Genomic DNA, 25,093 nt, shown 5'->3' on the forward strand with positions numbered 1-25,093 from the left:
AACGTCGTTGATCCAGCGGATGGGGGCATGGCGAAGCAGCGTCGCCCGAGACGCGGGTTCGCCGGGGAATGCCGGGGAGGGGTGAGGGGAGGTGAAGGGGCGGAGGGGGTGAAGTGGGGTCAGGCGGCGATGCGTTCGAAGATCGCGGCGAGGCCCTGGCCGCCGCCGATGCACATGGTCTCCAGCCCGTAGCGCGCTTCGCGGCGGTGCATCTCGCGGGTCAGGGTGGCGAGGATGCGGGCTCCTGTGGCACCTACGGGGTGGCCGAGGGAGACTCCGGAGCCGTTGACGTTGATCCGCTCGTGGTCCTTGCCACCGAGGCCCAACTCGCGTGTGCACGCGAGCACTTGGGCGGCGAACGCCTCGTTGAGTTCGATCAGGTCGAGGTCGGCGAGGGTCAGCCCGGCGCGGCCGAGTGCGGCGTGGGTGGCCGGGACGGGGCCGATGCCCATGGTCGCGGCCGGGACTCCGGCGCGGGCGAAGGAGACGAGGCGTACGAGCGGGGTGAGACCGAGCCGCTCGGCGGTGGCGGCGCTGGTCACCAGGCAGGCGGCCGCCGCGTCGTTCTGGCCACTGGCGTTGCCCGCGGTGACGGTGGCCTCCGGGTCGGTCTTCCCCATGATGGGGCGCAGCGCGGCGAGTTGCTCGGCGGTGGTGTCCGGGCGGGGGTGCTCGTCGGCGGTGACGACCGTCTCGCCCTTGCGGGTCCGTACGGTGACGGGGACGGTCTCCGCGTCGTAGCGGCCCTCCGCCACGGCGCGGGCGGCGCGCTGCTGCGAGCGCAGGGCCAGCGCGTCCTGATCGGCGCGGCTGATCGCGTACTCACGGCGGAGGTTCTCCGCCGTCTCGATCATGCCGCCGGGGACCGGGTGGTTGACACCGCCCGCCGTGACCCGGCCGCGGGCCAGGGAGTCGTGGAGCTGGAGGCCGGGGCCCTTGATGCCCCAGCGTCCGTCGTGCGTGTAGTAGGGGGCGGCGCTCATCACGTCGACGCCACCCGCGATCACGACGTCACTGAAGCCGGCCCGGATCTGCATCGCCGCGTCGAGGACGGCCTGGAGTCCTGAGCCGCAGCGCCGGTCGATCTGCGCGCCGGTGACGGAGACGGGCAGTCCGGCGTCGAGGGCGGCGACCCGGCCGATGGCAGGCGCGTCGGACGAGGGATAGGCGTGCCCGAGGATCACTTCGTCGACCCGGGCGGGGTCGACGCCGGTGCGGGCGACTACCTCGGCGATGACGCGCGCGGCGAGCGAGGCCGGCGTCTGCTGTGCGAACGCTCCGCCGAAGCGGCCGATGGGGGTGCGCAGGGGTTCGCAGATGACGACATCGAGCTGGTCGGGCACGGCGTGACCTTTCGGAGGGTGGCCGGGGGGACGGGCCGGGTGGCGTGCGGTGTGAAGGTGTGGGCCGACCCTCGCATCAGGTGACTGATTCGGTCCAATATTGAATTCCCCCTGATTCAAGACGTGGTGCGTCTCAATCGGGAGGGAAGGGAGTGTCTCACTCCGCCGGGACGGGAGTCGGCAGTGCCTCCTCCGCGACCGCGAGCACCGCACGGAGCGCGGCGGACGGGTTGTCCTGGCGCCAGGCCAGGGCCGCCTGGCGCCGGATGGGCGGTCCGGCGAGAGGCCGGTAGACCAGGCCGTTCTGCTGGATGTGCTGACAGGAGGTGACCGTCAGGGTGACGCCGACCCCGGCGGCGACCAGTGCCAGGATCGTGTACGAGTCGGGGGCCTCCTGGACCACACGCGGGTTGAACCCGGCGGCCTCGCAGGCTTCGACCATGGCGTCCCGCACGGTCGATCCGGTGTTGGCGGGGAAGGAGACGAACGGCTCCTCGGCGAGCACCGCCAGCGGGACGCTGTCCAGTTGAGCGAGCCGGTGGTCGGAGGGCAGTGCGCAGATCAGCTCCTCCTCGTCGATGACCCGGTGGCTCACGCCCGGCTGTGTCACCGGCAGCCGGACGAAGCCGAGGTCGAGCGAGCCGTCGGCGACCCGGGACAGGGCGACGTTGGCGTACGTCTGGCCCGTCATGACGAGCTCCAGGCCGGGGTGCGCGGCGCGCACGGCGCGGGTCAGCTGCGGCAGCGTCTCGTGGCTGGAGGCTCCGGCGAATCCGATGGTGACCCGCCCGTACTCACCGCGTCCGGCGGCCTTGGCCGCCCGTACCGCCGTGTCGAGATCGTCGAGCACGGTGCGTACCGGTTCGAGGAACGACTCGCCCGCACTGGTCAGGCGCACGGAGCGGGTGTTGCGTACGAAGAGCTGCACACCGAGCTGCTTCTCCAGCTGGCGGATCTGCTGGCTCAGCGGGGGCTGGGCCATCTGGAGCCGCTTGGCGGCCCGGCCGAAGTGCAGCTCCTCGGCCACGGCGACGAACGCGGTCAGATGTCGCAGTTCCATGTCACACCTCACTCCTGCCCGGCCGGCATTCATTAACCAGCGGTCTGGATGCGACCCTAATTTGGTATTGGACAGCAATCAATGGCCGCTGACACGGTGGGGCCACCCGCATGCGTACGCCTGAGGAGCACCGTGGACAGGACAGACAGGCCGGACAGGTCGGACGGGTCGGACAGGACCGACAAGGTCATGACGATGAAGGCGGCGGTCGCCGCCTTCGTCCATGACGGGGACACCGTCTGCCTCGAAGGCTTCACCCATCTCATCCCGACCGCCGCGGGACACGAGATCATCCGCCAGGGCCGCAAGGACCTCACCGTCGTCCGGATGACCGCCGACATCGTGGTGGACCAGATGCTCGCGGCAGGGTGTGTCTCCCGGCTGGTCTCCTCCTTCGTCGGCAACTCGTCCGCCGGATCGCTCGGCAATCTGCGGCGCCGCATCGAGAGCGCCGATCCGGAGCCGCTCGCCTATGAGGAGTACAGCCACTACGGGATGATCTGCCGCTATCTCGCCGGCTCCCAACGGCTGCCGTTCTATCCGCTGCGCTCGTACGGCGGCAGTGATCTGCCGAGCGTCAACAGCGATCTGCGCAAGGTCACTTCGCCCTATCCGGGGCCGGACGGCGAACCGGAGCAGATCTATGTCGTGCCGCCGGTCAACCCCGATGTGACGATCATCCACGCGCAGCGCGCCGACCGCATGGGCAACACCCAGATGTGGGGCCTGACCGGCATTCAGGCGGAGGCGGTGTACGCGGCGAAGAAGGCGATCGTCGTGGTCGAGGAACTCGTCGACGACGAGGTGATCCGCTCGGATCCGAACCGTACGCTCGTCCCCGCCCACGCGGTCCACGCCGTCGTCGTCTGCCCGCGCGGCGCGCACCCCTCCTTCGCGCAGGGGTACTACGACCGCGACAACGCGTTCTACCGGGCCTGGTCGCAGATCAGCCAGGACCCCGACCGTATCCAGGCGTGGCTGGACGAGTGGGTGCGCGGGACGGCCGACCACGCGGAGTACGTGGCGAAGCTGGGCGAGGAGTTCTGGGCGGGGCTTGCCGTCGGCGAGGCGCTGAGCGAGCCGGTGAACTACGGACGGCGGCTGTGAGCACGGCATACGAGAAGGAGCTGGTCATGACCCTCACCGCGCAGGATTCGTCCGTCACCTCGTCGGAACTGCTGTCCGTCGTGGCGTCCCGCGAACTCGTCGCGCGCCGGACGGTGTTCGCGGGCATCGGGCTGCCGACGCTCGCCACCGAGCTGGCGCATCTGACGGTCGCCCCGGAGATCGAGGTGGTGTACGAGTCGGGGGTATGCGGCGCGCACCCCTCGCACCTGCCGGAGACGATCGCGGACGCCGTCCTGATCACGGGGGCCGAGGCGGTGATCTCCATGCCGACGCTGTTCGGCTGCGTCCTCCAGGGCGGGCACATCGACGTCGGTTTCCTCGGGGCCGCCCAGATCGACCGCTGGGGCAATCTCAACACCTCCGTCATCGGCGACTGGGAGAGCCCTTCGGTGCGGCTGCCGGGGTCCGGTGGCGGTGTCGAGGTGATGGCCAACGCGCGCGAGGTGTTCGTGGTGATGCGCCGCCACACTCCGCGTTCCTTCACCGATCCACTGGACTTCTGCACGACCCCGGGCCCCGACCGGGCCCTCGCCGAAGGCATCCGGCCGCTCGGTGTCGGCGTCACCCGGGTCATCACCGAACTCGGCATCCTGGCCCGTGAGGGCATCGGCCACGAGCTGCGGCTGGTCGCCGTCCAGCCGGGCGTCACGGTCGACCAGGTCAGGGCCGCGACCGGCTGGGATCTCCAGGTCGCCGATACGGTCACCACGATCGAACCCCCGACCGCCGACGAGCTGCGCCTGCTGCGCGACGATGTCGACCCAGAACGCGTCTATCTTCGCTGAGCCGAAACTGACCTACCGAAAGGACCGGAACTGCCATGCGGATCAGGATCGTCGGCGCCGGAGCCATGGGCCGCGGCATCGCCCAGTGGGCGGCGACCGCAGGACACACCGTCGAGCTGTGCGACGTACGCACCGAAGCGGTGAAGGACGCTCTGGAGTTCGTGACGGGCATGCTGGAGCGCGCCGTGCAGAAGGGCCGGCTGTCCGCCGAGGAGTGCGCGGCCACCGTCGGACGTCTCGTGCCGCTCGACGACCCGTGGGCGGAGGGCCCCGATGTGGACCTCGTCATCGAGGCCGTACGGGAGGATCCGGCGACCAAGGCCGAGGTCTTCGGCAGGCTGGAGCGGGCGCTGCCTGCCTCGGCCGTGTTCGCGACGAACACCTCGTCCCTGTCGGTCACCGGGATCGCGGCGACGCTCCAGGACCCGACGCGCCTGGCGGGGCTGCACTTCTTCAACCCGGTGCCGCTGATGAAGATCGTCGAGGTGGTGCCGGGCGCGGCCACCCGCCCGGAGATCCCGCCGGCCCTCACCGCGCTGGTGGAGAGCTGCGGGCACCGTGCGGTCACGGTCGCCGACACCCCCGGCTTCCTGGTCAACCACGCGGGGCGCGGGCTGGTGACCGAGGCGCTGGCGCTGCTGGAGGAGTCGGTCTCCGATCCGGCGGGCATCGACCGGATCGCCCGCGAGGTGCTGGGGCTGCGGATGGGCCCGTTCGAGCTGATGGACCTCACCGGCCTCGACGTGACGGCCGCGGTGATCGACTCGATCTGGCAGGGCTTCCGTTACGAGGACCGCCTCCGGCCCTCCTACCTCACCCCGAATCGGGTCACGGCGGGTCTGCACGGCCGCAAGACCGGGCAGGGCTGGTTCGCGTACGGCCCCGAGGTGCCCGCCCCGGCCGCCGAGCCGCCGGTCACGGGCGACGCGGACCGCCCGGTGTACGTCGTGGGCGAGGCATCGGACCCGGAGGCGGCCCGGCTGCGCGCCGAGCTGGCTGCGGCGGGCGCACACGTGGCGACCGGCCCGGTGGCCGCCGCGGACGCCGTCGTGCTCGTCCCGGTGTGGGGCACCACGGTGGCCGCCGCCGTCGCCGCGCAGGGGCTGCCCGCCGACCGTACGTTCGGCGTGGACCCGCTGCCCGCGGCGGGCCGGCGCCGGGTGCTTGCCGTGACGCCCGCCGCGGACCCGGCCGCCGCGCGGGACGCCCGTGCGGTGCTCGCCCGGGCGGCGGACGGCGAGGAGCCCTGGGCCGTGTCGGTGGTCCGGGACACGGCGGGGTCGGTCGCGCAGCGGCTGCTCGCCTCCGTCGTCTCCGTCGCCGCGTCGATCGCGGAGCGCTCCCTCGCCACGCCCGCCGATATCGATCTGGCCGTCACGGCCGGGCTCGGGTACCCCGCAGGCCCGCTGGCCTGGGGCGAGCGCGTCGGCGCCGGGCGGATGCTGGAGCTGCACCGGGCCCTGCACGCCTCGACGGGCGAGCCCCGCCACCGCCCGACCCGCTGGGTCACCGAACGCGCACAGCTCGGCCTCGCGCTGACGGACCCGGGCGTCTCCCCCGCCGACTGCGCGTGATGGTGCGCCGGGCGCCCGGGGATGCACCCTCCCGGGCGTTCGGCGCGCCATGACCGTTTCGTACAAGACCATGGGGTAACTCCGGCCTAGGTTCGGTGCATGACTCCACGACTCGACGCGATCAGCATCACCACAGCGGACCTGCGCGCATCGCTCGCCTTCTACCGCAGGCTCGGACTCGACATCCCCGCCGGTGCCGAATCCGCTCCGCATGTCGAAGTGACACTGCCGGGCGGAATGCGGCTGCTGTGGGACACCGAGGACGTCGTCCGCTCCTTCGATCCCGACTGGGCCGGAACGGCCGGCGGGGAACGTCTCGGGCTCGCCTTCCTCTGTGACAGTCCGGCGGAGGTGGACGCCGTGTACGGCGATCTGACCGGCGCCGGCTACGAGGGCCGCCTCAAGCCGTGGGACGCGGTGTGGGGGCAGCGTTACGCGGTGGTGCTCGACCCGGACGGCAGCGCGGTGTCGCTCTTCGCCAACGCCTCGTAGCCCGAATCCCCGTAACCCGAATCCCGGTAACCCGTATCCCGCAGATAGTCGCTGAGCGTCGTACCGGCCAGGTCCCGCATCTCGCGGGCCAGGTGCGCCTGGTCGGTGCAGCCCACGCCGTACGCGGCCTCGGCGTACGGCATTCCGGACCGTACGAGGCTCAGCGCGCGTTGCAGTCTCAGGACCCTGGCCAGCGTTTTGGGCCCGTAGCCGAACGCGGCCAGGGAGCGGCGGTGCAGCTGGCGGGCGCCCAGGCCGGCGGCCCTGGCCGTGTCGGCGACGGTTCTGCCCTGCCGCAGCTGTGCGGCGACGGAGACCGTGAGCGGGTCGGGCGGTCCTGCGTCGGCCGCCCTGCGCAGGGCCAGGCGCTCCAGCGCAGCGGCGGGGTCGGCCGCCGCGTCGATCCGCTCGGTGAGCCGGCGGACGTGGGCGGCGGGCCAGAGGTCGTCGAGGGCGACCCGCCGGTCCCGCAGTTCGTACGCCGGCACGCCGAAGAACGTGGGCGCGGTCCCGGGGGCGAACCGGATACCGGTGCACGGCCCGCCGTACTCGGCGGGCACCCGGAACGCGTGGGTGTCGGGTCCCGCGACCCTGAGCCTGCCACCGGCCCAGAGCAGGTCCATGCACCCGTCGGGGAGGACCGGCGGGGTGGGGCCGCCCTGCCGGTTCACCGTCCAGACGACCGCGCCGTCGATGCGCGACGCCCACTCCTCGTACATCCGGGACCACTCCCTACGGGCCTGGCTTCGTCTCCTTGTCGCGGGGTCCGTGCAGCCGGGACTTCACGTCGTCCGGCGGCAGGAACCGCGACCACCGTTCCGGGAACTCGGACGGCATGTACACGTCGTCCTCCTCGTCCTCGTCGTCCGACTGTCCGACGCCGACGGCGGACCAGGTGCGGGCCACGAACTCGGCTGCCTGCGCCGCCCGGGCCCGCTCGTTGGCCGCACGGGCCGCGGAGGTAGCGAGCGAGGGCCACACCCGGTCGATGGCCGCGTTGACCGCGGCACCGACCAGTACCGCGAAAGCGGAGATACCGATCCACAACAGGACAGCGATGGGGGCGGCCAACGAGCCGTAGATCGTGGGGCCTTCGACCGTACTGGTGAGGTAGATCCGCAACAGGAAACTGCCGACCACCCACATACCGAGGGCTACCAGCGCACCCGGCACGTCCTCGATCCACGGCGAACGGACCGGCACCGACACGTGATAGAGCGTCGTGAGGAACGCGATGGTCAGCAGGATGACCAGCGGCCAGTACAGGACCGCTATGACTTCCGTGCCCCAGGGCACGAACTCCACGACCCGGTCGGGGCCGACCACGAGCAGGGGCAGCACCACCGCGCCGAGCAGCAGCGCGATGATGTACAGCAGGAAGGCGAGCAGCCGGGTCTTGACGATGCCCCGCTCCCCGTCGAGTCCGTACATGACGGTGATCGTGTCGATGAAGACGTTCACCGCCCGTGAGCCGGACCAGAGGGCGATCGCGAAGCCGATGGAGATGACGTCGGGACGGGCACCCGTCGTCACGTCGTCCAGCAGCGGCTTGGCGAAGTCGTTGACGCCCCGCTGGGAGAGGACTGTCTGCGCCGCGTTGAGGATGTTCCGCTCGATGGAGGCGACCGTGGTGGTGGTCGTCCACTCGTCGACGTATCCGAGCAGCCCGATGAGACCGAGCAGCAGCGGCGGAAGCGACAAAAGGGTGAAGAACGCCGCCTCTGCCGCGAGGCCGAGGATGCGGTACTCGATGCACGAGTTGACGGTGTCCTTGAGCAACTGCCATGCCATCTGCCGCTTGGATACGTTGCGGTAGAGAACTCGAGCCCGGTGGAGCCGACCCGATGGCCGCTCGGGTGTTTCATTTGCTGCCTGCACCTCCTTACCGTAGCTGTATGGCAGCCACCACCCACACAGTGACCAACCAGGTTCCGCCGCTGGTCGGCTATGACGTCTTCCATGCCGATCTCGCCCTCACCGAGGCGGTCGAGCGGCATGTCGCGCCGGACCTCCTTCCCTCGGTGCGCAATGAGCTCGGCACGCTCGGCCGGTCCGCCGGTTCCGCCCATGCGCAGGAGTGGGGTGCACAGGCGAACGAGAACCCGCCGAAACTGCGTACGCACGACCGGTACGGCAACCGCATCGACGAGGTGGACTTCCATCCGTCCTGGCACCGGCTGCTGGGCCACGCGGTGTCGGCCGGCCTGACCGACGCCTGGGGCAGGCCCGGCGGTCATGTCCGGCGCGCGGCCGGATTCCTGGTGTGGACGCAGAGCGAGGCGGGCCACGGCTGTCCGCTGTCGATGACCCACGCGGCGGTGCCGGCCCTGCGGACGGACCCGGCGCTGGCCGCCGAGTGGGAGCCGCTGCTGACGTCGAAGGCGTACGAGGAGGGTCTGCGGCCCCCGTTGCAGAAGGCCGGTGTGCTCTTCGGGATGGGCATGACCGAGAAGCAGGGCGGCACCGACGTGCGGTCCAACACGACGCGGGCCGAACCGCTGGCCGGGGACGGGGAGTATCTGCTCACCGGCCACAAGTGGTTCTGTTCGGCGCCGATGTCCGACGGCTTCCTGGTGCTCGCACAGGCTCCCGGGGGGCTGACCTGCTTCCTCCTGCCGCGGGTGCTGCCGGACGGCACCCGAAATGTGTTCGCCATCCAGCGCCTCAAGGACAAACTGGGCAATAGGTCCAATGCGTCCAGCGAGGTCGAGTTCGACGGGACGTGGGCACGCCGGGTCGGCGAGGAAGGACGCGGGGTGCGCACCATCATCGAGATGGTGGCGGCCACCCGGCTGGACTGCGTGGTCGGTTCGGCCGCACTGATGCGGCAGGCGGTGGCGCAGGCGATCCATCACACGGCGTACCGCAGCGCGTTCGGCGGCCTGCTGATCGAGAAGCCACTGATGCGCAACGTACTGGCCGACCTGGCGCTGGAGTCGGAGGCGGCGACGACGCTCGCGCTGCGGCTGGCCGCCGCGTACGACGCCGATACGCCGCAGGAGCGGGCGTTCCTTCGGATCGCCGTGCCCACCGCCAAGTACTGGGTGACGAAGCGGTGCACAGCAGTGGTGGGCGAGGCACTGGAATGCCTCGGCGGCAACGGGTACGTGGAGGAGTCGGGCATGCCGCGCCTGTTCCGCGAGGCGCCGCTCAACTCGATCTGGGAGGGCTCGGGGAACGTACAGGCGCTGGACGTACTGCGGGCGTTGCAGCGCGAACCGCAGGCGCTCGACGCGTTCCTTCAGGAGATCGGTGCGGCACGGGGCGCCGATCACCGCCTCGACGGGGCGATCAAGGATCTACTCACCGAACTGGCGGACCTGGAAGCGGTGGAGGCGCGGGCCAGGCGGCTCGTCGAGCGGATGGCGCTGGTGCTCCAGGGTTCGCTGCTGATCCGCTGGGCGCCGCCGGAGGTCGCCGACGCGTTCTGCGCGTCACGGCTGGGCGGGGACTGGGGGTCGGCCTTCGGGACGCTGCCGCACCAGCTCGATCTGGCCTCGGTGGTGGAGCGCGCACGGGCCTACGACCGGTAGGCCGGGGCCCGGGGGCCCGGGGGTCCGGGTCCGGGAGCCGGGTCCGGGGAAAAGCGACGGAGGGTGGTGCTGCGCCGACACGGCACCACCCTCCATGCTTGTGCAGCACCTGACCACGGGACACAGGCCCCGCGGTGCGGTGTTCCGTCACTCTCGTCCGGACCTGTACCCGCTGACCAGAGTTGCAAAGGGTTGCAAGCGTTGATGACACGCGACGCCGGACAGCGGCAGGATGGGACCTGCCCGACCATCTACGGCCGGTCCGCGGGCCCCCACCCCGCAGCCGGAACAAGGGGAAGAACAATGAGGGGGAACAAGTGATGGGGACCAGCCGCGCCCGGCAGTCGCGTGGGGGCGTCCCGCGTGCGGAGATCGACGCCTCGTGGGACCGGGTGGCGCGCAGCGGCATCGACCCTGACCAGTCGACCGAGAGCGAGCTGCTGGGATCGAACGAGATCGAGCACCGGCGCAACGCCTCCACGGTCGGTGAAGTGATGCCGCTGCTGCGCAACGGTCTCGCCTCCATCGCCGACGCCTCGCAGCAGATCATGGTGGTCACCGATGTGGACGGCCGGGTGCTGTGGCGCCAGGGACATGCGATGGTGCTGCGCCAGGCCGACGGAATCTGCCTGGAGGAGGGAGCCGAGTGGTCGGAGACGACCACGGGCACCAACGCCATCGGCACGACGCTCGCCACGCGCAAGCCGATCCAGGTGCACTCCTCCGAGCACTTCGTGCGCTCGCTGCACAACTGGACCTGCGCCGCCGCTCCCGTACGCGACCCCCGGGACGGCAGATTAGTGGGCATCCTGGACATCAGCGGGCCGGCCCGCACCTTCCATCCGGCCACGCTGGCGCTGGTCGACTCGGTGGCCAGACTCGCCGAGGGCGAGCTGCGGATGCGGCACCTGGTCTCGATCGAGCGACTGCGGTCGGTGGCCGCGCCGATCCTCTGCAGGGTGGGCGGCCGGGCGCTGGCGGTCGACAAGCACGGCTGGCTGGCCGCGGTCACGGGCATGCCGCCGGTGGACCGGCTGCCCCTGCCGAAATCCTTACGGGCGGGCCGGGTGTGGCTGCCGTCCCTGGGCATGTGCCGGGTGGAGCCGCTGCCGGGCGGCTGGCTGGTGCAGGTGGCCGACGCGAGCCTCGACGGCCCGCCGCGCCGGGTGGTCCTGGATCTGAGCAGGGCCCGGGGACTGGCGATCCATGTGATCAACCCGGTGGGCACCTGGACCCAGCGGCTCTCGCCACGCCACGCGGAGCTGCTGTACGCGCTGGCACTGCACCCGGAGGGGCGTACGGCGGCGGAGCTGGCGCAGGACATTTTCGGGGACGCGACCAGGACGGTGACCGTCCGGGCCGAGATCTCGCGGCTGCGGCGCCATCTCGCGGAAGTGCTCGCCCACCGCCCGTACCGCTTCGGCGAGGGGGTGGAGGTGGAGGTGGTCCACCCGGAGGACCCGGCCGACCTGCTGCCGCACTCGAAGGCGCCGGTAGTGGTCGGGGCGCGCGGCTCCGCAAGCCTGTAGGAGTAGGGCCCGGAGGCGTACGGACCCGTGCGGCCGCCCCGTAACCGGCCCAGGACCATGACCAGGACCATGACCAGGACCCGGACCCGCCTTGGCCGAAATCGAACGGCATGATTCCCTGGCCGTATGAGCACCCCATCGCGCCCCGACACTGCCACCACCGCGGTGACCATCTGGTCCCTGGAGCAGACCTCGCCCGCCGACCTGCGAGCCTCCGCCGCTCCCGGGGGCGATGTGCGGGTCGTGCGTTCCGAGAAGCCGCTGCCGGAGTTCAGCCGGTTCCTCTATACGGCGGTCGGCGGCGACATCCAGTGGACCGACCGGCTGGGGATGTCGTACGCGCAGTGGCAGGAGGCCCTGAACCGGCCCGGCGCCGAGACCTGGGTGGCGTACGAGAACGGCACCCCGGCCGGATACGTGGAGCTCGACCCGCAGGACGACGGCGCCGTGGAGATCATGTACTTCGGACTGATTCCGGCCTTCCAGGGACGACGCATCGGCGGGCACCTCCTCTCGGTGGGTGTGGCGCGAGCCTGGGACCTGGCCGAGCGCTGGCCGGAGCGGACGCCGACGAAGCGGGTCTGGCTCCACACCTGCTCCAAGGACGGTCCGCACGCGATGGACAACTACCTGCGCCGGGGTTTCCGGCTCTTCGACACCCGGATCGAGCAGGAGGCCGAGGTGGAGACACCCGGCCCCTGGCCCGGCGCACACACCATCTGAGTCGACTTGTCGGCTCTTCGGGAGTGACGGACGACACAGCGTCTCACTCTTCGAGACCATCTCGTCCACATCGTGGATCGTGGTGGACTGCCCGGAACTGCGCGTGACACGCTTCCGTCATGTCTGGAACTGGAATTGCCTTGGTGAGTCGGCGGCACGTCGACCTCGGCCGCATGTCCAGCGCCATCTGTCCGGCGAGCTGAGACACCCAGCACCGCCGGTTTTCCTTTACCTCTGCTGACCCAGCGCACCGCCGCGCCTCCGCGCGAGTGTGCAGTTCAGAGCCGCCCTCCCGCAGTCCCGAAGGACGTATTGTCATGGCCGCCACCCCGGAACAGCCTGCGACCACCGCGCCACGCCGCAAGGCCGGACGCCACCGTGGCGAGGGCCAGTGGGCGATGGGGCACTTCACCCCGCTCAACGGGAACGAGCAGTTCAAGAAGGACGACGACAGTCTCAATGTGCGGACACGCATTGAGACGATCTACTCCAAGCGCGGCTTCGACTCGATCGATCCCAACGACCTCCGTGGACGCATGCGCTGGTGGGGCCTGTACACCCAGCGCAAGCCCGGCATCGACGGCGGCAAGACCGCGATCCTGGAGCCGGAGGAGCTGGACGACCGCTTCTTCATGCTCCGTGTCCGCATCGACGGCGGCCGGCTGACCACCGCACAGCTGCGGGTCATCGGTGAGATCTCGCAGGAGTACGCGCGGGGTACCGCCGACATCACCGACCGGCAGAACATCCAGCTGCACTGGATCCGCATCGAGGACGTTCCGGCGATCTGGGAGAAGCTGGAGGCCGTCGGGCTCTCCACCACCGAGGCGTGCGGTGACTGCCCCCGCGTGATCATCGGTTCCCCGGTGGCGGGTATCGCCGCCGACGAGATCATCGACGGCACACCTGCGGTCGACGAGATCCACGACCGCTACATCGGCAGCCCCGAGTTCTCGAACCTGCCCCGCAAGTTCAAGACCGCCATCTCCGGCTCGCCCGTGCAGGACGTGGTCCACGAGATCAACGACATCGCGTTCGTCGGCGTCGACCACCCCGAGCACGGCCCCGGTTTCGACGTCTGGGTCGGCGGCGGACTCTCGACCAACCCTAGGCTCGCGGAGCGGCTCGGCACCTGGGTGCCGCTCGACGAGGTCCCGGACGTCTGGGCCGGAGTCGTCGGCATCTTCCGCGACTACGGCTACCGCCGGCTGCGGACCCGCGCCCGCCTGAAGTTCCTGATGGCCGACTGGGGTCCCGCCAAGTTCCGCCAGGTGCTGGAGGACGAGTACCTCAAGCGCCCGCTGCTGGACGGCCCCGCCCCCGCGCAGTCCTCCTCCCGCTGGCGCGACCACATCGGTGTCCACCAGCAGCAGGACGGCCGGTTCTACGTCGGCTTCGCCCCGCGCGTCGGACGCGTGGACGGCTCCACCCTGGCCAAGATCGCCGACCTCGCGGCCGCGCACGGCTCGGACCGGCTCCGTACCACCGTCGAGCAGAAGATGATCATCCTCGATGTGGAACAGGACCAGCTCGACTCGCTGGTCTCCGGCCTGGAGGCGCTCGACTTCCAGGTGAAGCCGTCGCCGTTCCGGCGCGGCACGATGGCCTGCACCGGCATCGAGTTCTGCAAGCTGGCGATCGTCGAGACGAAGGCGCGCGGCGCCGCACTCATCGACGAACTGGAGCGCCGCATGCCGGAGTTCGAGGAGCCGCTGACGATCAACATCAACGGCTGCCCGAACGCCTGCGCCCGTATCCAGACGGCCGACATCGGCCTCAAGGGCCAGCTCATGCTCGACGAGGAGGGCAACCAGGTCGAGGGCTACCAGGTGCACCTCGGCGGCGCCCTGGGCCTGGAGGCCGGTTTCGGCCGCAAGGTCCGTGGTCTCAAGGTCACTTCGGCCGAACTGCCCGACTATGTCGAGCGCGTGCTCGGCCGCTTCCAGGAGGAGCGCGAGGCCGACGAGCGTTTCGCGACCTGGGCCGCCCGGGCCAGTGCGGAGTCGCTGTCATGAGCGAGCGAGCCGCGCCGTTCTACTGCCCGTACTGCGGCGACGAGGACCTGCGCCCGCACGAGACCGGGCACGGCGCCTGGGAATGTGCTTCCTGCAATCGCGCGTTCCAGCTGAAGTTCCTGGGACTGCTGTCCCAGGGCCTGAAGCGCAACGACGTTGAAGGGGACGGGATATGACGGACACCCTGCATGCCGCCGAGCTCACCGACGAGGCTCTGAGAGAACTGGCCGAGCGCGCGGGCCGCGAGCTGGAGAACGCCTCCGCGCTCGACATCCTGAAGTGGGCGACCGACACGTTCGGGGCGCGGTTCTGCGTCACGTCCTCGATGGAGGACGCGGTGGTCGCGCATCTCGCCTCGCGCGTCGCCCCCGGAGTGGACGTGGTGTTCCTCGATACCGGCTACCACTTCCCGGAGACCATCGGGACCCGGGATGCGGTGGACGCGGTGATGGACGTGAACGTCATCACGCTCACCCCCCGGCAGACGGTGGCCGAGCAGGACGCCGCGTACGGGCCGAAGTTGCACGACCGCGACCCCGACCTCTGCTGCGCACTGCGGAAGGTCAAGCCCCTCGAGGACGGCCTGACGTCGTACACGGCGTGGGCGACCGGACTGCGGCGGGACGAGTCCCCGACCCGGGCGAACACTCCGGTGGTCGGCTGGGACGAGAAGCGCAGCAAGGTCAAGATCTCGCCGATCGCCTCGTGGACGCAGGACGAAGTGGACGCGTATGTCGCCGAACACGGCGTACTGACCAACCCGTTGCTCATGGACGGGTATGCCTCCGTGGGCTGCGCGCCCTGCACCCGGCGGGTGCTGGAGGGCGAGGACGCACGGGCCGGCCGGTGGGCCGGGCGGGGCAAGACCGAGTGCGGACTGCACGGCTGATGACAACGGATCAGGAGACTTCGATGAGCGTGACGGAGACAGGGGCCACCGTCTGGCTGACCGGTCTGCCGAGCGCGGGCAAGACGACCATCGCGTACGAGCTGGCCGGCCGGCTGCGCGGTGACGGGCACAAGGTGGAGGTGCTCGACGGTGACGAGATCCGGGAGTTCCTCTCCGCGGGGCTCGGCTTCTCCCGCGAGGACCGCCACACCAACGTCCAGCGGATCGGCTTCGTCGCCGAACTGCTGGCGGCGAACGGCGTGAAGGTGCTGGTCCCGGTCATCGCGCCGTACGCGGACAGCCGCGACGCCGTCCGCAAGCGCCACCGGACCGAGGGCACCGCCTACGTGGAGGTGCACGTCGCCACCCCTGTCGAGGTGTGTTCCGAGCGTGACGTGAAGGGTCTGTACGCCAAGCAGGCAGCGGGCGAGATCCGTGGCCTCACCGGGGTCGACGACCCCTACGAGGCGCCCGAGTCGCCCGACCTGCGGATCGAATCGCACCAGCAGACCGTGCAGGAGTCCGCAAGCGCGCTGCGCGCGCTGCTCACCGAGAGGGGCCTGGCGTGACGACCGTCGCCACTGTGCCGGAAGGCACCGTCCATCCTTACGCGCTCAGCCACCTGGACTCCCTGGAGTCCGAGGCGGTGCACATCTTCCGCGAGGTGGCGGGTGAGTTCGAGCGGCCGGTGATCCTGTTCTCCGGCGGCAAGGACTCGATCCTGATGCTGCACCTGGCGCTCAAGGCGTTCGCACCCGCGCCGGTGCCGTTCACGCTGCTGCACGTCGACACCGGGCACAACTTCCCCGAGGTCCTGGAGTACCGGGACCGCACCGTCGAGAAGCACGGGCTGCGGCTGCACGTCGCCTCCGTACAGGAGTACATCGACGCCGGGAAGCTCCGCGAGCGCCCCGACGGCACCCGCAACCCCCTCCAGACCGTGCCGCTGACCGAGGCCATCCAGCAGCTCCGCTTCGACGCCGTGTTCGGCGGCGGACGCCGCGACGAGGAGAAGGCGCGCGCCAAGGAGCGGGTCTTCTCGCTGCGCGACGAGTTCTCGCAGTGGGACCCGCGCCGTCAGCGCCCCGAGCTGTGGCAGCTCTACAACGGCCGCCACGCGCCCGGTGAGCACGTCCGGGTCTTCCCGATCTCCAACTGGACCGAACTCGACGTCTGGCAGTACATCGAGCGCGAGGGCATCGAGCTCCCCGAGATCTACTTCGCCCACGAACGCGAGGTCTTCAACCGCTCCGGCATGTGGCTCACCGCGGGCGACTGGGGCGGCCCCAAGGACCACGAAACCGTCGAGACCCGGCTCGTGCGCTACCGCACCGTCGGCGACATGTCCTGCACCGGCGCCGTCGACTCCGACGCCACCACCCTGGACGCCGTCATCACCGAGATCGCCGCCTCCCGTCTCACCGAGCGGGGCGCGACCCGCGCCGACGACAAGATGTCCGAGGCCGCGATGGAAGACCGCAAGCGCGAAGGGTACTTCTAACATGACCACACCCATCCAGCAGGCCGGCCAGGTGTCGACCACCACGCTGCTTCGGTTCGCCACCGCGGGCTCGGTCGACGACGGCAAGTCCACCCTCGTGGGACGGCTTCTGCACGACTCGAAATCGGTCCTCACCGACCAGTTGGAGGCCGTCGCGCACGCGTCCCGCAACCGGGGTCAGGAGGCGCCCGACCTGGCGCTGCTGACCGACGGACTGCGGGCCGAGCGCGAGCAGGGCATCACCATCGACGTCGCCTACCGCTACTTCGCGACGCCTGCCCGCCGGTTCATCCTCGCCGACACCCCGGGCCATGTGCAGTACACCCGCAACATGGTCACCGGTGCCTCGACCGCCGAACTGGCCGTGGTCCTGGTCGACGCCCGTAACGGCGTCGTCGAGCAGACCCGCAGGCACGCAGCCGTCGCCGCGCTCCTGCGTGTCCCGCACGTGGTCCTGGCCGTCAACAAGATGGACCTCGTCGAGTACGCGGAGCCCGTGTTCGCCGCCATCGCCAAGGAGTTCACGGCGTACGCCGCGTCCCTCGGCGTCCCGGAGATCACCGCGATCCCGATCTCCGCACTCGCCGGTGACAACGTCGTGGAGCCCTCGGCCAACATGGACTGGTACGGCGGCCCGACCGTGCTGGAGCACCTGGAGACGGTGCCGGTCAGCCATGACCTCACCGCCTGCCACGCCCGGTTCCCGGTCCAGTACGTCATCCGTCCGCAGACCGCCGAGCACCCCGACTACCGCGGTTACGCGGGACAGATCGCCGCGGGAGCCTTCCGGGTCGGCGAATCCGTCACCGTCCTGCCCTCGGGGCGTACCTCGACGATCGCGGGGATCGACGCGCTCGGCGAGAGCGTCGACGTCGCGTGGGCGCCGCAGTCCGTCACCATCCGGCTGGCCGACGACATCGACGTCTCGCGCGGTGACCTGCTCGCCCCCACCGGCGACACGCCCGCGGTCACCCAGGACGTCGAGGCGACCGTCTGTCATGTGGCCGACCAGCCGCTCTCGGTGGGCCAGCGGGTGCTGCTCAAGCACACCACCCGGACGGTGAAGGCGATCGTCAAGGACATCCCGTCCCGGCTGACCCTGGACGACCTCTCCCAGCACCCCGCTCCGGGGCAGCTGGTCGCGAACGACATCGGCCGGGTCGTCGTACGCACCGCCGAACCGCTCGCGCTCGACGCGTACGCGGACTCGCGGCGCACCGGCTCGTTCCTGCTGATCGACCCCGCGGACGGCACCACGCTCTCCGCCGGCATGGCGGGTGCCTCGTTCGCCGAGGTGGCCGGTGCCGCGCGGGACGAGGCCCCGGCGGGCGACGACGCCGCATGGGACTTCTGATGGGTACTGACGTCTTCTCGACCTTCGCGAAGGAGGGCGGCCGGGTCGGCAGCGGCGCCCTCGGCAGCGGCCAGGGCGGCGTCGGGCGATGTGCGTGATGACGTACGCGCACTGCCTGCGCGCCCGCTCGCACCAACCGCACCGCCCGTTCAGACGAAGACCTGCCGACCGCCCGGCCATGCCCCCGGACTTCCGGGGGACGTGAGCACCGGGCCGACGAGAGGAAAGCCTCCCGTGTCTGCCCCACGTTCCACCGTTCGCCGCAGCCTTGCCGCTGCCGCCGCCCTGCCGCTGCTCGCCGTGGTACTCACGGCCTGCGGTTACGGCTCCGAGGCCAAGGACGACGACGCCAAGAAGGCGAACGTCTCCGCCGGCGGCAAGAAGCTCTCCGCGGACAGCGTGAAGATCGGTTACTTCCCGAATCTCACGCACGCCACCGCCCTGGTCGGTATCCAGGAAGGGCTGATCGCCAAGGAGCTGGGCGGCACCGAGGTGAAGCCCTCGACGTTCAACGCGGGTCCCTCCGAGATCGAGGCGCTCAACGCGGGTTCGATCGACATCGGGTTCATCGGCCCCTCCCCCGCCATCAACGGCTTCTCGAAGTCCGAGGGCAAGAGCCTGCGGATCGTAGGGGGTTCTGCCTCAGGCGGCGTGAAGCTGGTCGTGAACCCGAAGAAGATCAAGACCCTGGACGACCTCAAGGGCAAGAAGATCGCCACTCCTCAGCTCGGCAACACCCAGGACGTGGCGTTCCTGAACTGGATCTCCGAGAAGGGCTGGAAGGTCGACGCCCAGAGCGGCAAGGGCGACGTCTCCGTGGTCCGTTCGGACAACAAGGTCACTCCGGACGCCTTCAAGGCGGGCTCGCTCGACGGTGCCTGGGTGCCGGAGCCGACCGCGTCCAAGCTGGTCGCCGAGGGCGGCAAGGTGCTCCTCGACGAGTCCACGCTGTGGCCCGACAACAAGTTCGTGATCACGAACATCATCGTGTCGCAGAAGTTCCTCTCGGAGCACCCGGACGTGGTCGAGGCGGTACTGCGCGGTTCGGTGAACACCAACGCATGGATCAACGCCAACCCGGACAAGGCAAAGGCGTCGGCCAACGCCGCGCTCAAGGAGCTCGGCGGGAAGGCGCTGGCCCCCGAGGTCATCGACCCGGCGTGGAAGTCCATCCGGTTCACGGACGACCCGCTGGCCGCCACGCTCGACGCGCAGGCCGACCACGCGGTGAAGGCGGGTCTCCTGGAGGAGACGGACCTGACGGGCATCTACGACCTCAAGCCGCTCAACAAGATCCTCAAGGCCGCGGGCAAGCCCGGGGTCAGCGACGCCGGTCTCGGCGTCAAGTAGCCCGACCGCCCATCCGTTCCAGGAATACAGGATTCCCAGGAGGTGACGACCATGGCGACCACCACCCTCACCAAGGCCGAGGACCGTGCAACGGTCGAGCACGCCGCTCGTATCTCGCACGTCTCGAAGTCCTTCGCAGGACCCACGGGTCAGCAGCTCGTCCTGGACGACATCACGCTCGATGTCGCTCCCGGCGAGTTCGTCACCCTCCTGGGAGCCTCCGGGTGCGGAAAGTCGACGCTGCTCAATCTGGTGGCCGGACTCGACCGCCCGACCGCGGGGTCCATCCAGACCCCCGGCGGGCGGCCGGCCCTGATGTTCCAGGAGCACGCCCTCTTCCCGTGGCTGACCGCGGGCAAGAACATCGAACTCGCCCTGCGGCTGCGCGGGGTGCCGAAGCAGGACCGCCGCCCGGAAGCCGAGCGGCTGCTCGAACTCGTCCGGCTCGGTGGGGCGTTCGGCAAGCGGGTTCACGAACTCTCCGGCGGTATGCGGCAGCGGGTGGCGATGGCCCGCGCGCTCGCCCAGGACAGCCAACTCCTGCTGATGGACGAGCCGTTCGCCGCGCTCGACGCGATCACCCGCGATGTGCTGCACGACGAACTGACCCGGATCTGGCGCGAGACGAACGCCTCGGTCCTCTTCGTCACCCACAACGTGCGGGAGGCGGTGCGCCTCGCCCAGCGGGTCGTCCTGCTGTCGTCCCGGCCGGGCCGGATCGCCCGCGAGTGGTCGGTCGATATCGAGCATCCGCGCCGTATCGAGGACACCGCGGTGGCGGAGCTGTCCGTCGAGATCACCGAACAACTGCGTGGGGAGATCCGCCGACATGGCCAGCACTGACATCAAGACCGACGATCTGGCCGGTCTCGAAGCCGGTCTCGACGCCCTGGACGCCGTGCAGGTGCGGCGGACCCCGGTGCGCGAGGTCCTGGTCGGCAAGGTCTTGCCGCCGCTGCTCGCGGTGGTCCTGGTGGTCGCGGCCTGGCAGCTGCTGGTCACCGCGCAGGTCACCGAGGACTACAAGCTGCCGCCACCGTCCGCCGTCTGGGACAGCGCGGTCGACATGTGGCTCCAGGGGACGCTGCTGGAGGTCATCTGGACCAGCGTCTCGCGTGGTCTGCTCGGATTCCTGCTGGCCGTCGCCCTGGGTACGCCGCTGGGTCTGCTGGTCGCCCGGGTGAAGTTCGTCCGGTCCGCCATCGGCCCGATCCTGTCCGGTCTCCAGTCCCTGCCCTCGGTGGCCTGGGTGGCGCCGGCCGTGATCTGGCTCGGGCTCAACGACAAGATGATGTACGCCGTGATCCTGCTGGGCGCGGTCCCCTCGATCGCCAACGGTCTGGTCTCCGGCGTCGACCAGGTGCCTCCGCTGGTCATCCGGGCGGGCCGCACCCTCGGTGCGACCGGACTGCGCGGCACCTGGCACATCGTGCTGCCGGCCGCACTGCCCGGCTATCTGGCGGGCCTCAAGCAGGGCTGGGCTTTCTCCTGGCGTTCGCTGATGGCGGCCGAGATCATCGCCTCGTCGCCCGATCTCGGTCTCGGGCTCGGGCAGTTGCTGGAGAACGGCCGCAACAACTTCGACATGCCGGGGATCTTCCTCTCGATCCTCCTCATCCTGTTCGTCGGCATCGCGATCGACCTGCTGATCTTCAGTCCGCTGGAGCGGTGGGTCCTGCGCAGCCGCGGCCTCCTCGTGAAGAGCTGAGTCCGGCATGCCGTCCCCTGTCCTCCTCGTCATCGCCCACGGCAGCCGCGATCCGCGGCACGCGGCGACCGTGCACGCGCTCACCGAGCGGGTACGGGCGCTGCGGCCGGGGCTGCGTGTGGAGACGGGCTTCCTGGAGTTCAACGCGCCCTCCGTGCCCCGGCTGCTGGAACGCCTGGCCGCGGAGGGTGCGGAGGATGTCGTCACACTGCCTCTGCTCCTCACCCGGGCCTTCCACGCCAAGGCCGATATTCCTTCGGTGCTGCGCGAGGCCAGGACCCGCCTGCCGCGGCTGCGCGTCCGGCAGGCCGAGGTCCTGGGCCCTTCGCCGCTGCTGAACGCGGCGCTGGAACAGCGGTTGTACGAGGCCGGGGTCTCCCCCGGCGACAAAAGCTCGACCGGGCTCGTCCTGGCCTCGGCGGGCTCCACAGACCCGGAGGCGATCGCAGTGATCGCTGAAATCGCGCGGGAGCTGCGGCACACCGGTTGGTGCGCCGTGCGGCCTGCGTTCGCCTCCGCATCTCTTCCCCGTACCGAGGACGCGGTACGGGATCTTCGGGCCGACGGCGTACGGCGGGTGGCCGTGGCCCCGTACGTCATCGCCCCCGGCCGCCTCCCGGACCGTATTTTCGCGGGTGCCGCCGAGGCGGATGTGGTGGCCGATGTCCTCGGCGCCGCGCCCGAGCTGGCGCGGCTGCTGGTGCGGCGGTACGACGAGGCGCGGGTCGCGGAGCGGTTCGCGGCGGCCGGCTGAACCGTCCGGCCGTCAGTCGTACGACAGGCTGCCCGTGCGGGAGCGCTTCAGCTCGAAGAAGTCGGAGTGGTTCGCAAGCACCCGGAAGCTGTCGAAGAGCCGGGCCGCCTCCTCGCCCCGGGGGATCGAGTTGAGTACGGGCCCGAACCAGACGGTGCCGTCGACATGGATCGTGGGGGTACCGACGTAGGCGTCCGCCGCCGGGTCCTTCCCCCGGTCGTGGCTGCTGCGGACCGCTGCGTCGTACGTCTCCGAGTGCGCGGCGGACGCGAGGGCTGCGGGCAGACCCAGTTCGGCCAGGGCTTTGGCGGTGACGGCGTCGAAGTCCTGGTTCTTCTGCTGATGGATGCGGGTGCCGAGCGCGGTGTAGAGGTCGCGCAGGACGTCCTCCCCGTGACCGGCCGCCGCGGCGGCCGCGACCCGTACCGGACCGATCGATCTGTCGACGAGATCGCGGTACCAGTGGGGGAGTTCGTTGCCGGTGTTGTGGAAGTAGAGGCTCATGAGGCGGAAGCGGAGGTCGATGTCGCGCTGCTGCTCGACCTCCAGCATCCACCGGGAGGCGATCCAGGCGAACGGGCAGGCCGGGTCGAAGTAGAAATCGACGACGGTCCTGCCCGTGCTGACGTGTCGGTGAAGGGTCATACGGATCAGCCTAGGCAGCCATTGGCGTACTCACCCGGGCCAATCACCGGCCCGTCGACTGGGCCACCTATCAGGCCGCGGTCCAGTGCGGGTCGCGTCCGGAGGCGGCCAGGGCCCGGTCGAGGACGGAGGCGTCGGCAGCCACCGTGATCTCGTCGCCGAAGCCCTCGTACTGCCGGTAGAGCGCGGCCGATCCTTCGACGGTCTCCAGGAGGTAGGCCGCCGCCCCGTCGGAGAGCCTGAGTTCCTGTCCGGTGGCCCGGGCCACGTCCCAGCTGTGCAGGGCAGTCTCCTCGATGAGCATGGCCGCGATCTCGGCCGCCGGGGACGACGTACCGCCGAGGTCGACGTCGCCCTCCCAGACGGCCGGGTCCGACCAGGCGGCGACGGCCCGGTCCAGTTGCGCCGCGTAGCTCTCGGCCCAGTCGGATTCTGCGGTGAAGTCGCGCGTGATGAGCTCGTCGGGGAGCGTCCTGCGCAGGGCACGGTGTTCCAGGCCGTGCGCGGTGTAGAGAACCCAGTGGTTGACGAGGCCGCGAACGTCCCAGCCGGCGCAGGGTGTGGTGGACGCGTCCAGCTGTGCTGCGCTGATGGCGCGGGCGATCCGGGCCGCCTCGGCAGCGCATTCGGTCATGTGTGCGTGCTCGTTCTTCATGCCCGGCACGCTACGGCCCGGCCCCTGCACCGGTATTGAAGAAGTGCGACAGGGGGTCAGATCTCGGCGAACGGATCGTCGACGTACGGCGTGGCCTGGTGGAAGTAGAGCAGCCAGCCGTCCTCGGTGCGCCGCCACAGGGAACTGCGGTGGGAGTGCAGTCCCTTGGACTCAGTGTCGAAGGTGAGGTGCACGAAGTCGGTGCAGAGCTGGACGCCTTGCATCCGTGACGCCGTCAGCGGGCCGGGGCTCGGGGCGTCGGCGGCGGTCAGTGCGGCGATGATCGAGTCGCGGTTCCAGAGCCGGCCGCTGGTGCCGATCTCGCTGAACTCGGCGTGGAGCAGCGAGACAAGGAGTTCCGCGGAAGCACGGACCACCGGGTCGAGGAGGCGCAGCTCTCCGTCAATGGCCGCGGCCACGGCGGGCGACGGTTCGGTCACGTGTTCATCTCCACAGGTTCCGCAGGGGCGTTCCGGCCACGGGTCGTCGCGGCGAAGCCACCGCGCCCGTGTGGCCGCCTCGTATCGGTCCCGCGCGGGGAAACCGTGTACGTCGTGGTCATGGGCACACCATAGGACGATGCTCCCGGCCGGAGCGACCGCCGCGCCCCGTGGGGGAGGGCACGGCGGCCGCGGATTCGGTGCGGCCGGGCGGCGGATGATGCTCCGGTCGCCGCCCGGCCACTGCTCACGGGTCGGTTACTCGACGACCTTCAGCAGCTTGTTCGCCGTGCCCTCGGTCGCGTTGGTGATGGCGTCGGGGGTGGCCCCCTCGGTCAGCGCCGTGGCGACCTGCTCCGGAGTGGCGTCCGCGTGCCCGCCCAGGTAGACGGCGGCGGCACCCACGACGTGCGGGGTCGCCATGGACGTACCGGAGATGGTCTTCGTGCCGGTGTCGCTGTCGTTCCACGCCGACGTGATGTCGGAGCCGGGGGCGTAGATGTCCACCACCGAGCCGAAGTTGGAGAACGACGACTGCTCGTCGTCCACCGTGGACGAGGCGACCGTGATCGCCTCCGGGACGCGGGAGGGGGAACCCTCGCCCGCGTCGCTGGACTCGTTTCCGGCGGCCACCCCGAAGGTGACGCCGGAGGCGATGGCCTTCTGGACCGCGGCGTCGAGCGCCGGGTCCGCGCTGCCGCCGAGGCTCATGTTGGCGACGGACGGGCCCTCGTGGTTCGCGGTGACCCAGTCGATGCCCGCGACGACCTGCTCCGTGGTGCCGGAGCCCGAGTCGTCGAGCACGCGCACGGCCACGATCTTCGCCTTCTTGGCGACTCCGTGGGCCGCTCCGGCGATGGTGCCGGCCACGTGCGTACCGTGACCGTTGCCGTCGTCGGCGTTGTCGTCGTTGTCCACGGCGTCGAAGCCCGATGTGGCGCGGCCCTCGAAGTCGCTGTGCGTGACACGGACACCGGTGTCGATGACGTACGCCGTGACGCCTTCACCTGCGGCGTCCGGGTAGGTGTACGCCTTGTCACCGGCGGTCTCGGCCTGGTCGATCCGGTCGAGACCCCACGACGGCGGGTTGTCCTGGGTGGCGCTGGCCGTGAACTTCTTGTTCTGGACGACCTTGGCGACGGCCGGGTCGGCGGCGAGGCGCTTGGCCTCGGTCTCCGAAAGGCCGCTGGCGGAGAAGCCGTTGATGGCGGACTTGTAGTTCCGCTTGAGCTTGCCGCCGTACTCCTTGGCGAGCTCGGCCTTGTCCGCCTTCTCGTCCAGCATCACGATGTAGCTGCCGGAGACGGCGGTGGCCGCGTCCGCGCCGTAGACCGTGCCCATCGCCGGGGACGGTGCGGCTCCCGCGAACGAGGTGGAGAGAAGGGTGACTCCGGCTGCCGCTGCCACTGCGGTTATCGCGGCGGTCAGCTTGATCCGGCGTGCGCGCTTGTGAATTGCCATGAAGAGGGATCTCCTCGTCATTCTTTGTGGGGGGATTGGCCCTCGGCCGGAAAATCTCCGGGGGCTGGTTCGAAACCCTGACCGATTGACACGCTCAGATCAAGACCTTCATACAGCTGTGACTTACTCAACAAGGTTTCGTAATAAGAAATCG

The 25,093-nt window shown here is 70.3% G+C and carries 26 protein-coding genes; 18 read left to right on the forward strand and 8 right to left on the reverse strand.

The window, feature by feature from the left end; translation table 11 throughout:
• Window positions 1–119: 119 nt before the first annotated feature.
• Both ACFT7S_RS01110 and ACFT7S_RS01115 read right to left on the reverse strand, forming a co-directional pair.
• A complete protein-coding gene (locus tag ACFT7S_RS01110) occupies window positions 120–1,343 on the reverse strand; it encodes an acetyl-CoA C-acetyltransferase (protein ID WP_382725223.1) in 1,224 nt (407 codons plus the stop codon).
• Between the two features lie 157 nt (window positions 1,344–1,500).
• Window positions 1,501–2,403 (reverse strand): LysR substrate-binding domain-containing protein, encoded by a 903-nt coding sequence (locus tag ACFT7S_RS01115; protein ID WP_382725225.1) that lies wholly within the window; start codon window positions 2,401–2,403, stop codon window positions 1,501–1,503.
• A 189-nt stretch (window positions 2,404–2,592) separates the two neighbouring features.
• Here ACFT7S_RS01115 and ACFT7S_RS01120 point away from each other — a divergent pair, with 189 nt between their 5' ends.
• The 4 genes from ACFT7S_RS01120 (at window position 2,593) to ACFT7S_RS01135 (ending at window position 6,382) form a co-directional block, all read left to right on the forward strand.
• Window positions 2,593–3,510: a CoA transferase subunit A gene (locus ACFT7S_RS01120; protein ID WP_382725885.1), complete on the forward strand. Its 918-nt coding sequence runs from the start codon at window positions 2,593–2,595 to the stop codon at window positions 3,508–3,510.
• A 26-nt stretch (window positions 3,511–3,536) separates the two neighbouring features.
• A complete protein-coding gene (locus ACFT7S_RS01125) occupies window positions 3,537–4,316 on the forward strand; it encodes a CoA-transferase subunit beta (RefSeq protein WP_382725888.1) in 780 nt (259 codons plus the stop codon).
• A 35-nt stretch (window positions 4,317–4,351) separates the two neighbouring features.
• Complete coding sequence (locus tag ACFT7S_RS01130; protein ID WP_382725227.1) at window positions 4,352–5,890, forward strand: 3-hydroxyacyl-CoA dehydrogenase; 1,539 nt, start codon at window positions 4,352–4,354, stop codon at window positions 5,888–5,890.
• Window positions 5,891–5,989: 99 nt separating this feature from the next.
• The gene (locus ACFT7S_RS01135) at window positions 5,990–6,382 is read left to right on the forward strand and encodes a VOC family protein (protein WP_382725229.1); all 393 of its coding nucleotides are present in this window, start codon (window positions 5,990–5,992) and stop codon (window positions 6,380–6,382) included.
• On the opposite strand, the gene ACFT7S_RS01140 is transcribed toward ACFT7S_RS01135, so the two are convergent.
• Together ACFT7S_RS01140 and ACFT7S_RS01145 are read right to left on the reverse strand one after the other, a co-directional pair.
• On the reverse strand, window positions 6,322–7,101 hold the full coding sequence (locus ACFT7S_RS01140) for a helix-turn-helix domain-containing protein (protein WP_382725230.1): 780 nt from the start codon (window positions 7,099–7,101) through the stop codon (window positions 6,322–6,324). The genes ACFT7S_RS01135 and ACFT7S_RS01140 overlap by 61 nt on opposite strands.
• 13 nt (window positions 7,102–7,114) lie before the next feature.
• Entirely contained in the window at window positions 7,115–8,173 is a 1,059-nt protein-coding gene (locus ACFT7S_RS01145; RefSeq protein WP_382725232.1) for a YihY/virulence factor BrkB family protein, read from the reverse strand.
• 104 nt (window positions 8,174–8,277) lie between these two features.
• On the opposite strand from ACFT7S_RS01145, the gene ACFT7S_RS01150 reads away from it, so the two are divergent.
• The 14 genes from ACFT7S_RS01150 to ACFT7S_RS01215 all read left to right on the forward strand — a co-directional run bounded on the left by ACFT7S_RS01150 (window position 8,278) and on the right by ACFT7S_RS01215 (window position 21,738).
• Window positions 8,278–9,915 carry an acyl-CoA dehydrogenase family protein gene (locus tag ACFT7S_RS01150; RefSeq protein WP_382725234.1) on the forward strand — a complete coding sequence of 546 codons (1,638 nt, stop codon included), beginning with the start codon at window positions 8,278–8,280 and terminating at the stop codon, window positions 9,913–9,915.
• A 320-nt stretch (window positions 9,916–10,235) separates the two neighbouring features.
• The gene (locus ACFT7S_RS01155) at window positions 10,236–11,444 is read left to right on the forward strand and encodes a GAF domain-containing protein (RefSeq protein WP_382725236.1); all 1,209 of its coding nucleotides are present in this window, start codon (window positions 10,236–10,238) and stop codon (window positions 11,442–11,444) included.
• Window positions 11,445–11,570: 126 nt separating this feature from the next.
• Window positions 11,571–12,167: a GNAT family N-acetyltransferase gene (locus ACFT7S_RS01160; protein ID WP_382725238.1), complete on the forward strand. Its 597-nt coding sequence runs from the start codon at window positions 11,571–11,573 to the stop codon at window positions 12,165–12,167.
• Between the two features lie 119 nt (window positions 12,168–12,286).
• Window positions 12,287–12,370, forward strand: a complete 84-nt coding sequence (locus ACFT7S_RS01165) for a putative leader peptide (RefSeq protein WP_309486338.1) — start codon at window positions 12,287–12,289, stop codon at window positions 12,368–12,370.
• 114 nt (window positions 12,371–12,484) lie between these two features.
• Window positions 12,485–14,182 carry a nitrite/sulfite reductase gene (locus ACFT7S_RS01170; RefSeq protein WP_382725240.1) on the forward strand — a complete coding sequence of 566 codons (1,698 nt, stop codon included), beginning with the start codon at window positions 12,485–12,487 and terminating at the stop codon, window positions 14,180–14,182.
• Window positions 14,179–14,358 (forward strand): hypothetical protein, encoded by a 180-nt coding sequence (locus ACFT7S_RS01175; protein WP_328906565.1) that lies wholly within the window; start codon window positions 14,179–14,181, stop codon window positions 14,356–14,358. Before ACFT7S_RS01170 ends, ACFT7S_RS01175 begins: the two co-directional genes overlap by 4 nt.
• Window positions 14,355–15,071: a phosphoadenylyl-sulfate reductase gene (locus ACFT7S_RS01180; RefSeq protein WP_382725242.1), complete on the forward strand. Its 717-nt coding sequence runs from the start codon at window positions 14,355–14,357 to the stop codon at window positions 15,069–15,071. The genes ACFT7S_RS01175 and ACFT7S_RS01180 overlap by 4 nt, the downstream gene beginning before the upstream one ends.
• Complete coding sequence (gene cysC, locus ACFT7S_RS01185; protein ID WP_382725244.1) at window positions 15,071–15,640, forward strand: adenylyl-sulfate kinase; 570 nt, start codon at window positions 15,071–15,073, stop codon at window positions 15,638–15,640. The genes ACFT7S_RS01180 and cysC overlap by 1 nt, the downstream gene beginning before the upstream one ends.
• A complete protein-coding gene (gene cysD, locus ACFT7S_RS01190; protein ID WP_382725246.1) occupies window positions 15,637–16,572 on the forward strand; it encodes a sulfate adenylyltransferase subunit CysD in 936 nt (311 codons plus the stop codon). Before cysC ends, cysD begins: the two co-directional genes overlap by 4 nt.
• A 1-nt stretch (window position 16,573) precedes the next feature.
• The gene (locus ACFT7S_RS01195) at window positions 16,574–17,926 is read left to right on the forward strand and encodes a sulfate adenylyltransferase subunit 1 (protein ID WP_382725248.1); all 1,353 of its coding nucleotides are present in this window, start codon (window positions 16,574–16,576) and stop codon (window positions 17,924–17,926) included.
• Window positions 17,927–18,160: 234 nt separating this feature from the next.
• Window positions 18,161–19,276: an ABC transporter substrate-binding protein gene (locus ACFT7S_RS01200; RefSeq protein ID WP_382725250.1), complete on the forward strand. Its 1,116-nt coding sequence runs from the start codon at window positions 18,161–18,163 to the stop codon at window positions 19,274–19,276.
• Between the two features lie 51 nt (window positions 19,277–19,327).
• Window positions 19,328–20,119 carry an ABC transporter ATP-binding protein gene (locus ACFT7S_RS01205; protein WP_382725252.1) on the forward strand — a complete coding sequence of 264 codons (792 nt, stop codon included), beginning with the start codon at window positions 19,328–19,330 and terminating at the stop codon, window positions 20,117–20,119.
• Complete coding sequence (locus ACFT7S_RS01210; protein ID WP_382725254.1) at window positions 20,106–20,984, forward strand: ABC transporter permease; 879 nt, start codon at window positions 20,106–20,108, stop codon at window positions 20,982–20,984. Before ACFT7S_RS01205 ends, ACFT7S_RS01210 begins: the two co-directional genes overlap by 14 nt.
• A gap of 7 nt (window positions 20,985–20,991) precedes the next feature.
• A complete protein-coding gene (locus ACFT7S_RS01215; protein ID WP_382725256.1) occupies window positions 20,992–21,738 on the forward strand; it encodes a sirohydrochlorin chelatase in 747 nt (248 codons plus the stop codon).
• Window positions 21,739–21,750: 12 nt separating this feature from the next.
• On the opposite strand, the gene ACFT7S_RS01220 is transcribed toward ACFT7S_RS01215, so the two are convergent.
• The 4 genes from ACFT7S_RS01220 to ACFT7S_RS01235 form a co-directional block, all read right to left on the reverse strand.
• Window positions 21,751–22,383 (reverse strand): DsbA family protein, encoded by a 633-nt coding sequence (locus tag ACFT7S_RS01220; protein WP_382725258.1) that lies wholly within the window; start codon window positions 22,381–22,383, stop codon window positions 21,751–21,753.
• 70 nt (window positions 22,384–22,453) lie between these two features.
• Complete coding sequence (locus ACFT7S_RS01225) at window positions 22,454–23,038, reverse strand: TIGR03086 family metal-binding protein (protein ID WP_382725260.1); 585 nt, start codon at window positions 23,036–23,038, stop codon at window positions 22,454–22,456.
• A 56-nt stretch (window positions 23,039–23,094) separates the two neighbouring features.
• Window positions 23,095–23,478, reverse strand: coding sequence for a DUF4440 domain-containing protein (locus tag ACFT7S_RS01230; protein WP_382725262.1), 384 nt, complete (start codon window positions 23,476–23,478; stop codon window positions 23,095–23,097).
• 258 nt (window positions 23,479–23,736) lie between these two features.
• Window positions 23,737–24,939, reverse strand: coding sequence for a S8 family peptidase (locus tag ACFT7S_RS01235; protein ID WP_382725264.1), 1,203 nt, complete (start codon window positions 24,937–24,939; stop codon window positions 23,737–23,739).
• Between the last annotated feature and the right edge of the window lie 154 nt (window positions 24,940–25,093).

The organism is Streptomyces sp. NPDC057136 (assembly GCF_042670885.1).
Classification (GTDB): Bacteria; Actinomycetota; Actinomycetes; order Streptomycetales; family Streptomycetaceae; genus Streptomyces.

Coding starts and splice junctions, on each gene's coding strand:
- ACFT7S_RS01170 (WP_382725240.1), top strand. CDS start 12,485: ATGGCCGCCACCCCGGAACAGCCTGCGACCACCGCGCCACGCCGCAAG.
- cysC (WP_382725244.1), top strand. CDS start 15,071: ATGACAACGGATCAGGAGACTTCGATGAGCGTGACGGAGACAGGGGCC.
- ACFT7S_RS01145 (WP_382725232.1), bottom strand. CDS start 8,173: ATGGCATGGCAGTTGCTCAAGGACACCGTCAACTCGTGCATCGAGTAC.
- ACFT7S_RS01195 (WP_382725248.1), top strand. CDS start 16,574: ATGACCACACCCATCCAGCAGGCCGGCCAGGTGTCGACCACCACGCTG.
- ACFT7S_RS01150 (WP_382725234.1), top strand. CDS start 8,278: ATGGCAGCCACCACCCACACAGTGACCAACCAGGTTCCGCCGCTGGTC.
- ACFT7S_RS01210 (WP_382725254.1), top strand. CDS start 20,106: ATGGCCAGCACTGACATCAAGACCGACGATCTGGCCGGTCTCGAAGCC.
- ACFT7S_RS01225 (WP_382725260.1), bottom strand. CDS start 23,038: ATGAAGAACGAGCACGCACACATGACCGAATGCGCTGCCGAGGCGGCC.
- ACFT7S_RS01175 (WP_328906565.1), top strand. CDS start 14,179: ATGAGCGAGCGAGCCGCGCCGTTCTACTGCCCGTACTGCGGCGACGAG.
- ACFT7S_RS01220 (WP_382725258.1), bottom strand. CDS start 22,383: ATGACCCTTCACCGACACGTCAGCACGGGCAGGACCGTCGTCGATTTC.
- ACFT7S_RS01120 (WP_382725885.1), top strand. CDS start 2,593: ATGACGATGAAGGCGGCGGTCGCCGCCTTCGTCCATGACGGGGACACC.
- ACFT7S_RS01135 (WP_382725229.1), top strand. CDS start 5,990: ATGACTCCACGACTCGACGCGATCAGCATCACCACAGCGGACCTGCGC.
- ACFT7S_RS01155 (WP_382725236.1), top strand. CDS start 10,236: ATGGGGACCAGCCGCGCCCGGCAGTCGCGTGGGGGCGTCCCGCGTGCG.
- ACFT7S_RS01115 (WP_382725225.1), bottom strand. CDS start 2,403: ATGGAACTGCGACATCTGACCGCGTTCGTCGCCGTGGCCGAGGAGCTG.
- ACFT7S_RS01205 (WP_382725252.1), top strand. CDS start 19,328: ATGGCGACCACCACCCTCACCAAGGCCGAGGACCGTGCAACGGTCGAG.
- ACFT7S_RS01125 (WP_382725888.1), top strand. CDS start 3,537: ATGACCCTCACCGCGCAGGATTCGTCCGTCACCTCGTCGGAACTGCTG.
- ACFT7S_RS01160 (WP_382725238.1), top strand. CDS start 11,571: ATGAGCACCCCATCGCGCCCCGACACTGCCACCACCGCGGTGACCATC.
- ACFT7S_RS01165 (WP_309486338.1), top strand. CDS start 12,287: ATGTCTGGAACTGGAATTGCCTTGGTGAGTCGGCGGCACGTCGACCTC.
- ACFT7S_RS01180 (WP_382725242.1), top strand. CDS start 14,355: ATGACGGACACCCTGCATGCCGCCGAGCTCACCGACGAGGCTCTGAGA.
- ACFT7S_RS01140 (WP_382725230.1), bottom strand. CDS start 7,101: ATGTACGAGGAGTGGGCGTCGCGCATCGACGGCGCGGTCGTCTGGACG.
- ACFT7S_RS01130 (WP_382725227.1), top strand. CDS start 4,352: ATGCGGATCAGGATCGTCGGCGCCGGAGCCATGGGCCGCGGCATCGCC.
- ACFT7S_RS01235 (WP_382725264.1), bottom strand. CDS start 24,939: ATGGCAATTCACAAGCGCGCACGCCGGATCAAGCTGACCGCCGCGATA.
- ACFT7S_RS01215 (WP_382725256.1), top strand. CDS start 20,992: ATGCCGTCCCCTGTCCTCCTCGTCATCGCCCACGGCAGCCGCGATCCG.